Genomic DNA, 12,416 nt, shown 5'->3' on the forward strand with positions numbered 1-12,416 from the left:
CATGAGTGCGGAAGCTCAAATTTGAATGTCTTGCAATAGCGTGAAGCGCGGCAGGCAGAAATTGGCTTCGACCCGATCGATCTCAGACCAAATGCCAGACACTTTCGGCCAAGCGCGTCTGCGGCTCCCCCAACGGGGGGCCATCCGCTCATGTAATCAGTAAAAAGTCGAGTCCGAGAATGGCCCGGGCCATGGACGTCCCGCCATTCTGGAAAGCGCGTTGAGTAATGCTCCTCGACAAACAATCATGCTGGCACACTGGCGTCGAAGGTCCGAGGCGAGGCCGGCTAATTCGTGCCGTGTTCGCTGGAGGTATCACTCCTCTCTGAATCCTGCAGTGAGGCGTGGCGAAATCCGAACTCGCCCCGTAGATGCTTGACGTGGGCTTTCACCCCGGCCTGACCCATGGTCGCCGGCCGCTTTATGCCCTTCGGCGGTGGCCCGGCGTGCTCTTGGACACGCTTCCACAGCCGTTCGCGCATCTCCTGGTTCAAGGTGATGAAGGCCGAACCGGCATATTTTCCGGTACCGGGCTTCGCCAGCAAGGCGAATGCCGCCTTGCCCGGCTCGCGCTCGACGCCCAATAGTTCGTATTCCTGGACTGTGAAGCTCTTCGTCTTCAGCCAATTCGTCGTCGGGCCGCTTCGATACGGGCTGTCGGCGCGCTTCGAGACGATGCCCTCAAGGCCCGCTTGGTCGGCAAGATAGGCGGCGGTAAGTGCAATGAGGCTCGCAATCCAAACACCGCGCATCACACGCTCGGGCGGCCTGCGCATTGTAAACACTGAGAACGCGTTGGCTTAAGCGCAAATCCTAGGGAACATGCTAGAATGTGCGGCTTCGCTCAACTTGAGCAAATGTCCCCAACGACATCTAGGACGCGCTGATTTCCGCTTCTTGAAAGCTTGTTATCATGATAATTTTCAGTCTCCTCGCTTAAGAATATATAGACATGTCAGTCAAACCGGCGGGGGATGGGGAGGATAGGATGAAACTGTTATCGCTTGTTGTCGCAGCTACGTTTTCACTTGCTATGTCCGCTTGGGCCGAGGATCTACCAAGTAGCGCGAAGAAAGCATCGATGGAAGAATTTAAGACTTTTGCTAATGGGAAAAAGGTAAATGTAATTATATACGACGCTGGAGCTGCCATAACTGCCACTCTTGTCTGGAACTGGAAGAAAAAACAGATCATTGGCGAAGCTTTGGTGAACAACAAAACTAAGATAAAGGTCAAAGTTCCCTTGACTTTCGACGGTGACAAGGCCTGTTCACAAGACCAAGGTAAACCAGTTTGTCATCTTATCTACATTGACAACGACAAATTTTACGAGGTGCGCGACGACGGCAAAGTCCACGCGACTTCGACGTTGGTTCAATGAGACGGACCACGTCCGAATGGTTTGGTCGGCGTTTGCACGGACCCGCAAATGCCGGCCCTATTCAGTACGCTTGTCAAGTCTTACGACACCTGCACACTCGCCTCCGACTCGAGAAAACTCACCGCTGCCTTTCGCACCTTGAAGCCTGCCGATGATATGGTTTTGCCTTGGCGCACCATCGTCATCGACGAAACTTAAATAGATGTCGAATGCCCCGTCGGCGGTGATTGTTCCGGCCAAAGGCACCATCGCGGAAATTTCCGTTCCATCGATAAAGATTGTCGTTGACTGTTCAGTGTAATCGCAGGCGGAATTACCTGCGCGCCGCGTCAGTGCCCACGCGCCATCAAAAGCCTTTACCTTGACCGGAGCGCAGACACGTTCTGGGATATTCTTGATTGCGCGCAACACCTCTTTCGTCGGCTCCAGGCTGGCAAGCTTCAATCCCCGCTGCTCGGCAAAGGCTTGAAGAGCTTTCCGACTTCCCGGTCCCCATTTGCCGTCTGCCTGTCCGACAAGGCAGCCGACTCGCGTTAGCTCTGTTTGCGTTGCCTTTGTCAACGCGCGCGGATCAGCCAAAGCTTGCGTCACATCTAAATCAGGATGAGCTTCTGCAACCTCCACGCCCTCGATGGAAATCGAGGGGGCTTTGCCACGATCTGTTGCTGCCTGTTCGATCTCGTCGATCTTCAAGCTGGCTAACGCCGCAAAGGCGCCGCTTGGATACTGTCTGAGATAGGCCTCAAAGAAGCGCTTGTCCGTTTTTTCCTTGATGGTCTCCCAATAGGCGACTTCTACGTCCCCTCCTTTCGCACCCGCCGTGACAGCGGTGTTTCCGGACAACGGTTGCAAAATGACGTCGCCCGTCAGCGAGGAGTTGTCCCATGGCACTTGCTTGCCGTCGGTTGCTTCAAGCACATCCCTACGGACGTTGATGAGGTCGCGGGAGATGTCCTGGCCAGGCGTACCAAGATTCTTCAGCAGCGCAGATGTGAACGGCGAGTTCCTTCCCTCGCCGTCCAGCGCAACGTTCCCGGGCTGCGTTGCAAAGGCTATGAGCGATCCAACGCCCGTGCCTAGCTTTGCCAAGCCCCGACCGACCGACCCTGATCGCGTACCCATCGAGCGCCCAAGGTTCTGTGAGAAAGGACTGTCCCGGCAAGCATCCAAAAATACCAGGTTGACCTTCGTGGTTCGCTCCATGGCCGACAAGACGAGGTCCATGGGCACGGCTTCGAAGTCGAGGTCGTTATATGTGGATAGCCGCGCATCAACGGGAGCCATGTAGTTGGTGCCGTTCACCTGGACGCCATGGCCGGCATAGAAGAGAAGCGCCATGTCGGCACCATCCAGCTTGCCGATGAAATCTCGAACCGTGCCGCGCATCCCGCTCAGATCGAGGTCCTCGCCTGCAACCACCTCAAAGCCCAACGCCTGCAGTTTTGCGGTCATATCCACCGCATCATTTTTTGGATTGGAAAGTGGAACCGCGTATCTATAGGCAGAATTACCGATGACCAGCGCGACGCGCCGTTCTGCCCACGCTTGGGCGCTCAGCGAAACTAGAAGAAGCGCAATGGCGAAGCGAAGCGCCATCATGGCTGTATATCCTTAGTCTCAGCTCATGCAGCGGATTCACCAGTCGATGGACAGGATAAAACCGGAGCAGTCTTGCGAGACTGAGCCCGGTGCTTCGCAGTGTCAAGTCCAGCGGATCTAGCGAAGGGCCCACCGCTAGCCCACAGTTCGTCAGCGGTCTATGCTGTGTAGATTCACGCCGATAGACACCGAAACGAATTGCACGCAGCTTGGCCGTCTTCACGCCGATCGGAATGGTTCAAAAAGGGCGCCTTCTCGCGTCGCTCGGATTCTTTTTCATTCTGGGCGCCTGCATTGCCACATTCTCTCCCTCAGGCGAGAAACTGCTGCGCGACGTCTTGATGACGACCATCTCGCCCTTCGTCGCGCCCCCGACAGACATCGTGATCGTAACGATCACAGAGCAGACATTGGAAAGGTTTCCCTATAGATCGCCGCTGGATAGGGGTGCCTTGGCCGACCTTGTGCAGAGAATCGATAAGGCTCATCCGAGAACAATAGGCATTGACTTGCTTTTCGATCAGCCAACCGAGGCAGAAAAGGATCGGCGCCTAGCTGAGGTTATCGAGGCGGCCGAAAGTCCGGTAATTGTCGCATCTGCATCACACGACGACGACCTTACCGACAAGCAACTGTCGTATCTTAGTCGCTTCGCGCCAAGCGCCATCCGCGGACTGGCCGCCCTGTCTCATGATAGGGTCGACGCGGTTGTGCGGGAAGAATTTCCAGGGCGCGTGGTGAATGGCAACTGGCAACCTAGCTTTGCATCAGCGCTCGCGCAGACCGCCGGCATATCGGCATCGCAAGCTGCGGAGAAGATGGTCTACTATCGGGCTACAGGCATTCATCCGGCACGATGGACAATATATCCGGCACACGCCGCCGCTTTCGCGCCCCCGGCCTGGTTCGCCGGGAAGTTCGTTTTGATCGGCGTCGACCTCCCGCTGCAGGATCGTCATGCAACCCCCTTTGCCGTGCTGAACGGCTCTGTTGCCGGAGCGCTGCCGGGTGTCGTTATTCATGCCAATGCGCTGGCGAGATTGATCAAGGGCGACAAAATCATTACGCCAGGGGCGGTGGCGGCGTTTGGGCCCTTCGTTCTCGCGACGGCGCTCTGCATCTGGGTCGCTTGGCTCCGCATATCAGTGCTGGTGAAACCTATGGTCATCATCGGCGCAGTCGTTTCGGTTTTGATCTTAGAAGCAACCGCGTTTGCCAAGGCCGGGATTCTGTTACCAATGGTCGCGCCGTCGATGCTGCTGCTAGGGCTCTCCGGATTCGTCGCAATTCTGGCATGGCACCGGGACTCGAAAGAAAGGCGTTTCGTCCAGAACGCGTTCTCTCAGTATCTCAGCCCGGCAGTCGTGGCAGAGCTAGTCAGCAAGCCGGCGTCACTGCGCCTCGGCGGATCCGAACGCTTGATAACGTGCGTGTTCACCGACCTTGAGGGGTTCACCAGTTTGGGCGAACGGACGGAACCAGAGGTATTTGCTGCGGTTCTGAATGAATACCTCGATGCGGTTTGTGGTCTCTTCATTGAACATGGAGCCACGATAGACAAACTGATAGGCGATGCAGTCATTGGTTTTTTTGGTGCACCGGGTGTGCAGGAGGACCAAGCCGAAAGGGCCCTAAAACTAACGCTCGCTACCGTCGCGATGTCTCGAAGATTTCGGACAGATGTAAAGTCTAGAGGCCACGACGTTGGCGTCACTCGTATCGGCGTCCATCGAGGACCTGCAGTTGTCGGAAATTTTGGGGGCAATCGATTCTTCAACTACACGGCCATGGGCGATACGGTGAACACCGCTGCCAGGCTCGAAGGCGCGAACAAGTTTCTAGGTACCATGAACTGCATCAGCGAGGAGGTGGCGAACTCTTCCGATGACTACCTGCTTCGGCCATCCGGTGTGTTGTGTCTGAAAGGCAAGACTGAGTGGATCTCAGCCTTCGAGTTGCTGGAGGACGGGCGTATGAATCGCGAGATGGTGGAGGCTTACTCGCAAGCTTATTTGCTGATGTCCGCGCGTGACAAGACTGCCGCTGCTGCCTTTGCATCGCTGGCCATTCAATATCCCAACGATGGCCTCGTTGCTTATCACCTTGGAAGACTGAAGCAGGGTGAGGCTGGCGATAGGATCTATCTTGAAGGCAAGTAAAACAAGCGTATGGTTGAACGTGCGTCATGTATCGGCAACCCAAAATCATTTTCCTACTGGCTGCGGCCATCGCAGCAGTTGGTTCTTGCTCGAGCGCTCTTGCGGCCAGCGAGTATGTCGTTGTCGCTGTCGATCCTCCCGCGGATAGGCCTCAGCTCGGCAAACTGTTCAGACTGGGCGACCTCGTGCATATCGAGGGTGGATCGACTGTCACTTTGATGGGTGACGATGGCTCGGTCACTGCGTTGCCGGGGCCTGCGGATGTTGTGGTGACTGACGACGCATCGGGTTCTGGATCAACCTCTAACGGGGCGGCGGGCGCTTCTTCGAGTTTGACTGCGATTTCGGATCTATTGGGGAATGCCGCTGGTCAGCTCCAAACCATAGGTGGGTCTCGTGGCGTTTCCGACACGACGGCCGCCACCTTGGAACCTTGGATGGTGCCGGTCGAAAATCGTCTGACAGGCTGCGTTTATGACCTCAAACTGGAGCTTTGGCGCCCACCGGGGCACAGGGCGGATGTTTCGGTTGCCTATAATGAAGAGTCGCTGGCGACAAGCTTGGTCTGGGACAAGGACACCCCAATTTTGGCAATTCCCGGAAACGTGCCACCGGATCTTCGATCCGTTGAGTTGGTGATCGACGATGAGTCGGTTCGAATGCCTATCGTGCATTTGCCCACCGGCCTCAGCCCGTCGGATCATGTGGGACTGTATGCCTGGATGATAGAAAGCGGTTGTCTTCTTCAGGCATCCGCACTGATCCGGAACTTGGCTAACCGATAGACCACCAGGGGTGGTCACTTCACGGCGCACTGGAAGCGGTAGAGGCGCGCCTTCGCGTCAACCACCGCCATATCGAGGCAACTTCTCGATGGCGCGCTAAGGAAAGCGATCGCCTTGTGCCCAGCGGGTACGCCGACTGAAAGTTTGCGGCGCACGAATTTAACGCTTTCGTTGACGTAGACTTGGACGGTTGCCGAATAGCGGCTGAAGTAGATACCCAGGTGGCAAAACGTCGTGCTCTGTTGCGAGGCTATGCTGGATCAGGTGGTCCGTCCAGAAGAGTTCTTCCTGCAGAACCGGCGATCTCGAGATGCCACCGACCCTCCGCATGCCCCCTCGGAACGCTGGAAGAGGGATGGTGCGTCGCACAAAAATATTGCAATGCACTATAAATGCCGTAACGTCAGTTTCGTAAATGAACGAGACGGCTTTTGTGAAAGGCCGTCCACCGGAAAGGATGGAAACTATGGCCAAGACCGCTGACACCGTTGAAAATACCTCATTCCCCACCTTCGACGCGTCGAAGGCTGCCGACCAGGTCCGCGCTGTCGCCGAAAAGGGCGTCGAGCAGTCGAAAGAAGCCTATGCGAAATTTGCGTCAGGCACCGAGACGACCCAGAAGGCTCTGCAGTCGAGCTTCGAAACCGCCAAGACCGTCGGCAACGAGTTGTCGCTGAAGACAATTGCTGCTCTGCGCGCCAATGCCGAAGCCGGCTTCTCGCACCTCGAAGCCCTGGTTGCCGTGAAGTCGCCGTCCGAGTTCATCGAACTCCAGACTGCCTTCTTGCGCACGCAGCTCGAAAAGACCGTCGAGCAGGCCAAGGAATTTCAGGCCGTGACGACCAAGGCTGCCGAAGATGTATCGAGGCCGATCAAGGATGTCGTTGAAAAGGCGATGAAAGATCTCAAAGTCGCCTAATTGAGTCTAAGCGATCGGAAATAACCGCGAAACAACACCTTCTCCAGCCGGTCTTTTTCCTTTTGGCTGGATGCTCTTTGGTGCCTGCGTTGCCATGGCGGTGCGGGCATAGCTCTCTCGGCTGCGATCATCCGCACAATCTGACGGCGGCGAGCGACGAGCCCGGCCAGGGCCTCGGCTTCGGTGCCGCGCAACGGGCACTTGCCGCTTGCTCGACCCAACGAAGGCAGCGTTACAGCAGCATCGGTGGTGTCGGTCCTGGCCCGCTTGCCGAGCGCATTGGCGTAGGCTGTCACCTGCCCCGGATTGACCACGACAACCGCCAGGCTAGACTGGCACCCTGTCCAAAGCGGCAACCGCTAAGCGCGATATCCTGCCCCATTCTTGGCACGTCGAGCCTGCCAGCCGTGATCCGTGGACATTCGCCTGCGGCAAATTCAGCTGGGCCTTCGTTGCACGGATGGCGGTGCGATGCGGCCTTTCGTCTGTGAGTGGCTGCGCGGACGCCGTCAAACGGCAGAAACTTCAAATCCATCATGTTGGCTCATTGCCAAAGCACCGCTTCAAGACAACAATGACCTCGACGCCGGCGCGCCAGACGCGCACAAAAAAGAGCGTTGGAGGAAATGGAGGAGGAAGCCGCTGGCCAAGTCACGGGCGCGCTATGCATGCGGCCTTTCGGTGCTCACGACCGACGAATCTGACGCGGATGCGTTCGCCCGGGCGGTGGCAGCGGAAGCAGCGGCCATTGACGCCGGGTTTGCCCTCCTGTTTTTCTCGCAGAGCCTCATAGAGGCCGTCGCCCTGTCGGAAGCGCTGAAGACCCACGCGCCGGCGCTCCACTATGCCGGCTGCTCGACAGCCGGTGAGATAACGCCCAAGGGGCTGGAGGAAGGCCAGATCCTGGCTATGCTGCTTCCCTCCGTATCGTTTTCGGCAGCCAGCACCATGATCGAAAATCTGTCCTCATCAGGCATGGACGGGATTACCGGCGAAGTCGAGGCGCTGAGGCGTTCGTTACACGAGCGCCTCGGGCACGAGCGAGCCGACACCACTTTCGCGCTCTGCTTGATCGATGGCCTGTCTTATGCCGAAGAAGCGGTGACCTCCGCCATCCATTGGGGGCTCGACGACATCCCACTGATCGGCGGGTCGGCTGGCGATGATTTGAAATTCGAGACAACGCGGCTGATCTCGAACGGCAAAGTGACCTCCGACAGCGCCATCATCGTGCTGATCACCACGGAAATTCCTTTCCACGTGTTCAAAACCGACAATTTCGTTCCCACCGACGAGAAGCTGGTGGTGACGGCATCCGATCCCGACCACCGCATCGTGCGCGAATTCAACGCCACCATTGCCGCCGAGGAATATGCCGCCTCGGTCGGCGTCGTCGCGCAGATGCTGACGCCACTGAGTTTTGCCTCACACCCGGTGGTGGTGAAAGTCGGCGGCGAATTTTACTGCCGTTCAATCCAGAAGATGCACGCGGACGGCTCGCTGTCGTTCTTCTGCGCCATCGACGATGGTGTCGTGCTTGCCGTCGCCCAGCCTAAGGACATGGTCGAGGCGACCCGCGCCGCGCTCAGCGACGTCAGCGAAAGGCTTGGCGGCATTGACCTGATCCTCGGTTTCGACTGCGTGCTGCGCCGGCTCGACGCGCGCAATCGGCAGGTCTATCGCGAGATTTCGGAACTCTACAAGGTCAACAACGTCCTCGGCTTCGGCACCTATGGCGAACAGTACCGTTCGATGCATCTGAACCAGACCTTCACCGGCATCGCCTTCGGCGAACGCAAGGCGGCCGAAGCGGCGGAGTAGGAAATCCGGGATGCCGCTCAGGAACATCGACGACCTGGAAAGGCTGAAGAAGATCAACGCCGCGCTGATCAGCCGCGTCGAGCGTTCCATGGACCAGCAAGGCAATGCCTTTTCGCTGTTCCAGACCGCCATTTCGCTTGAAAGCCGGGTGCGCAGCCGCACCGAAGAGCTGCATTCGACCTTGCGCCGGCTGGAGCAGTCGAACATCGACTTGAACGCAGCCAAGGAAAACGCCGAGCTGGCGAACCTGTCCAAGACCAGGTTCCTGGCGGCCGCCAGCCATGACGTGCTGCAGCCGCTGAACGCCGCGCATCTGTCGGTCTCGGCGCTTGCCGAAGTACAGACCAGCGAGGAAGGCAGAAAGCTGGTCCGCCAGGTCGAGCGATCGCTGGAGACGATGGAGGACCTGCTCCGCACCTTGCTCGACATTTCCAAGCTCGATGCCGGCGTCGTGCAGCCCGACATCACCGATGTCAGCCTGGAGACGCTGTTTTCGTCTCTGCGCTCGGATTTTCAGCCGGTCGCGGAGATGAAGGGGCTGACGCTGAAGTTCCGGCCGGTCGATGCGCTCGTTCGTTCGGACCGAACCTTGCTGCGCCGCATCCTGCAGAACATCCTGTCCAATGCACTGCGCTATACCCGCTCGGGCGGCGTGTTGGTCGGCACCAGGCATCGCGGCGACACCATCCGCATCGACGTCGCCGATACCGGCTGCGGCATCCCCGACGACCAGCGCGAGGCGGTGTTCGAGGAATTCCATCGCGGCGTGATCCCGACCGATGCCGGGCTTGCCGCCGGCGGGCTGGGGTTGGGGCTGGCCATCGTGCGCCGCATCGCCGCGGCCCTCGGCCATCCCGTCACGTTTTCGTCGAAGGTCGGACATGGCACGATTTTCCATATCGACGTTCCGGTCGGGATCGGCGACACGGCCGATCCAATCGCCAGCACCGTCGACATGGAACGGCCGCGCGGCTACGGTCTGTTCGGCACAAGGGTGCTGCTGGTCGAGAACGACATCGACGTGCTGCAGGCGATGACCTCCCTGCTCGAGCGCTGGCAATGCCTGGTGCGCCCCGCCACCTCGACCGGTGACGCGCTCGACATGCTTGGCGATACCGACTGGTTGCCAGATATTGTCATAGCCGACCAGCATCTCGACGGCGGCGACCTCGGCACCACCACAATCGCCGAGGTCCGTGATTATCTCGGTCGCGCCGTGCCGGCGCTGATCGTCACCGCCGACGGTTCGGAGACAGTCGCCAACGCCGCCCGCGCCGCCGGCATCGAGCTGATGCGCAAGCCGCTGAAACCAGCGCAATTGAGGGCGTTGCTGGCACATCTGCTGGCTTGAACTGGTCGTATCTTCCCAGCATACGGGTCACCGTATTCCAGCCATTACTTGTGCCTAGGCGGTAATTCATATGAAGCAGATTCACTTCTTCGCGCTAAAGGACGATCTTCTTCCCGTATTGGAGGCAATAGAACGTGAAATTTCGATAAAATACATCCTCATGGGTCATTTTCCCAAGATGGAATTCGACTCTTTTAGCAATAGAATGCAAATTCCAACTCTTGGGCAATCAACCACTGAATCGGCTTCCAGCGGTCGATCATTTCTTGTCACTGGCCACGCTGTGCCCATTGAGGTGAGGCCGATAAAAACACCTTCCGGCATCCGGTATTCGTTAGATCAGCTTGGCAATCCGGACACAGTAACTTTTTCCCCTGGTGGGCGATGGGCTGAAGATGTTGTGATAAATGGCCGCGTGGCTACAGTCTCCGACACGCCGCTCGCTCAAGAGCTAATGAAGACTTTTAATAGAGCATTCAAAAAGCAATTTAGTAAAATTAAAGCATTCTACGTTGGACCCGGGGCCGCTATTTTACTAGACGCGGGAAAGCGGCTAACTGCTGCAGAGCAATCGCCGCGTGAATTTGATCTGACTAGAGAGGCGCGGGTTGCTTAGCTGGTGTCGGGAACGTGAGAGCCGTGGCTAGTCTAGTCCGATTGCGGTGACACGAGTGCGGTCGACTACGGTGACAGTGCGCTTTTTAGCGAGCGCTCTCAAAACCCCGCCGGATCGCGAAAAAGCTCGGCATTGTCGAGCTTCGAGACCTCGATCACCGCCTGTGTGCGGCTGTAGACGTTGAGCTTGCGCAGGATTTCGGAGACATGCGCCTTGACGGTGGTCTCGCCGACCTGCAGTTCATAGGCGATCTGCTTGTTGAGCAGGCCCTGGCGCAGCATCTGCAGCACTTTGAGCTGCTGCGGTGTCAGCGTAGCCAGGCGCTGCACCATTTCGGCGCGGTCGGTGCTGTCGGCGTCGCGCGGCCGGCCTTCATAAGTCTCGGGAACATAGATCGCGCCTTCCATCACCGAGCGGATGGCGGCCGCAAGGTCGCTCTTGCGCGCCGATTTCGGGATGAAGCCGGCCGCACCGTAGGACAGCGCCTCGGAAATGATCTTCGGTTCCTCATAGCCCGAGACGATGACCACCGGCAGGCGCGGATAACGCGTCCTGAGCTGCAGCAGCCCGTCAAACCCGTGCACGTCGGGCATGCTGAGATCGAGCAGCGCCAGGTCGAACGGCTTGGCATCCGTCAGAAGCTCGAGCGCCTCGGCAATCGAGCGTGCCTCGACCGTGTCGACTTCCGGATAGGCCATCTGCACGGCACTATGCAGCGCCTCGCGAAACAGCGGATGGTCGTCAATGATCAGGAACCTGGCGCGATCGGTCATCAGCTTCATTTCGGTTTGGTCTGGCCTAGAATAGTCCTGCAACCATGGCCAGCTTATTGGCAAATAGTACATTGCCATCTTGGCCGGCTAAAGCAGAATGTGCCCATGATTTCCGCGGCGCCACGCGGCAGATGTGGCCGTTCTGAAATGCAATGCCTTGCCCGGTGGCCCAAATCGGCCGAATGTGCCGGCGACAGATCCATTGAAACAGAGACAGGTCGTGACCGACTTCCGGCTTCGCGTGACAGCCAGTGACCGCCGGCTTTCGCACTGTTGCCGGCCGCCACACGACGCTTCCCCGACGCCCGCCTTGTTCGCGGCCGCACCGATGGTATCGGCTGGTCTGGGGTCGCGCTGGCATACGGGCTGGTTTCCTGGACAAAACGCAGCAAGCTGATGGTGCTGCCGTTCAAGCCCCGCTAGGCGCTCGATATCGTACTGGTAAGGAGCACCACCTTGCCGTCATCGCGCTTTGGGCGCGACTTTGCCCGCGATATCCAAGCTAGTCCACGATCTGGGCCGCGCCAAGCCAGAACCAACTGATCGCAGTCGCTGATCTTGAAGCTGTACGATCCGGTTGGACCAATTTCAGCGTATTCCCGTTGAGCCCAGCGCCCCCCGAGGCTGACAGCACGTCGGCAATGACTTACGAAGCGTGTCCGTCTACGCGCTCGCCTGCGTTCGTTCCAACGCCTGGGACCGGGCGATTTCGTCCGGCCCCAAAGATAGTGTCTGATCACTCGTTAGGCCGGCAACGCGCCGGATCTCTTGGCCGTCCAGGTGGCGATATAGTCCATCAGTCCTGGATTGAGGCAATCATAAGGTTCGAGCCCGATCGACTTCAGCTGTGACCTTATGCCGTCCATGCGGCTCGGATCGACACCGGACTCGATGATCGAGGAGACAAAGGCGGTGAAGCCCGGCGGTGACCAGCCGTCTTCCTGGAAGCGTTCGGGATGGATGAACGACAGCCCCTTGAAAGCGTGGTCGCGCTCGACCGGGCCGTGCATGT

At 58.2% G+C, this 12,416-nt stretch carries 11 protein-coding genes and 1 pseudogene; 7 read left to right on the top strand and 5 right to left on the bottom strand.

Features of this window, described 5'->3' with window-relative positions; genetic code table 11:
* Positions 1-287: 287 nt before the first annotated feature.
* The gene (locus NKI16_RS14870) at positions 288-752 is read right to left on the bottom strand and encodes a hypothetical protein (protein ID WP_245274788.1); all 465 of its coding nucleotides are present in this window, start codon (positions 750-752) and stop codon (positions 288-290) included.
* A gap of 236 nt (positions 753-988) precedes the next feature.
* Here NKI16_RS14870 and NKI16_RS14875 point away from each other — a divergent pair, with 236 nt between their 5' ends.
* Entirely contained in the window at positions 989-1,381 is a 393-nt protein-coding gene (locus NKI16_RS14875; protein ID WP_031212493.1) for a hypothetical protein, read from the top strand.
* Positions 1,382-1,438: 57 nt separating this feature from the next.
* Here the strand turns inward: NKI16_RS14875 and NKI16_RS14880 are convergent, their stop codons facing one another.
* On the bottom strand, positions 1,439-2,980 hold the full coding sequence (locus NKI16_RS14880; RefSeq protein WP_051406215.1) for a caspase family protein: 1,542 nt from the start codon (positions 2,978-2,980) through the stop codon (positions 1,439-1,441).
* Positions 2,981-3,189: 209 nt separating this feature from the next.
* On the opposite strand from NKI16_RS14880, the gene NKI16_RS14885 reads away from it, so the two are divergent.
* The 3 genes from NKI16_RS14885 (at position 3,190) to NKI16_RS14895 (ending at position 6,843) form a co-directional block, all read left to right on the top strand.
* Positions 3,190-5,139 carry an adenylate/guanylate cyclase domain-containing protein gene (locus tag NKI16_RS14885; protein WP_156937424.1) on the top strand — a complete coding sequence of 650 codons (1,950 nt, stop codon included), beginning with the start codon at positions 3,190-3,192 and terminating at the stop codon, positions 5,137-5,139.
* Positions 5,140-5,165: 26 nt separating this feature from the next.
* Complete coding sequence (locus NKI16_RS14890; protein WP_352646158.1) at positions 5,166-5,924, top strand: hypothetical protein; 759 nt, start codon at positions 5,166-5,168, stop codon at positions 5,922-5,924.
* 457 nt (positions 5,925-6,381) lie between these two features.
* On the top strand, positions 6,382-6,843 hold the full coding sequence (locus tag NKI16_RS14895; protein ID WP_352616184.1) for a phasin: 462 nt from the start codon (positions 6,382-6,384) through the stop codon (positions 6,841-6,843).
* Here the strand turns inward: NKI16_RS14895 and NKI16_RS14900 are convergent.
* On the bottom strand, positions 6,840-7,157 hold the full coding sequence (locus NKI16_RS14900) for a hypothetical protein (RefSeq protein WP_023679214.1): 318 nt from the start codon (positions 7,155-7,157) through the stop codon (positions 6,840-6,842). The genes NKI16_RS14895 and NKI16_RS14900 overlap by 4 nt on opposite strands.
* A gap of 367 nt (positions 7,158-7,524) precedes the next feature.
* On the opposite strand from NKI16_RS14900, the gene NKI16_RS14905 reads away from it, so the two are divergent.
* The 3 genes from NKI16_RS14905 to NKI16_RS14915 all read left to right on the top strand — a co-directional run bounded on the left by NKI16_RS14905 (position 7,525) and on the right by NKI16_RS14915 (position 10,631).
* Entirely contained in the window at positions 7,525-8,664 is a 1,140-nt protein-coding gene (locus NKI16_RS14905) for an FIST N-terminal domain-containing protein (RefSeq protein WP_352646160.1), read from the top strand.
* A gap of 10 nt (positions 8,665-8,674) precedes the next feature.
* Positions 8,675-10,015, top strand: a complete 1,341-nt coding sequence (locus NKI16_RS14910; protein ID WP_352646163.1) for an ATP-binding response regulator — start codon at positions 8,675-8,677, stop codon at positions 10,013-10,015.
* Positions 10,016-10,085: 70 nt separating this feature from the next.
* On the top strand, positions 10,086-10,631 hold the full coding sequence (locus tag NKI16_RS14915; protein ID WP_352756414.1) for a hypothetical protein: 546 nt from the start codon (positions 10,086-10,088) through the stop codon (positions 10,629-10,631).
* Between the two features lie 98 nt (positions 10,632-10,729).
* Here the strand turns inward: NKI16_RS14915 and NKI16_RS14920 are convergent, their stop codons facing one another.
* Together NKI16_RS14920 and NKI16_RS14925 are read right to left on the bottom strand one after the other, a co-directional pair.
* Entirely contained in the window at positions 10,730-11,413 is a 684-nt protein-coding gene (locus NKI16_RS14920; protein ID WP_023679211.1) for a response regulator, read from the bottom strand.
* 734 nt (positions 11,414-12,147) lie between these two features.
* A pseudogene (locus NKI16_RS14925) lies at positions 12,148-12,416 on the bottom strand (S-(hydroxymethyl)glutathione synthase); the annotation flags it as partial.

The organism is Mesorhizobium sp. M0698 (assembly GCF_040320455.1).
Taxonomy (GTDB): Bacteria; Pseudomonadota; Alphaproteobacteria; order Rhizobiales; family Rhizobiaceae; genus Mesorhizobium.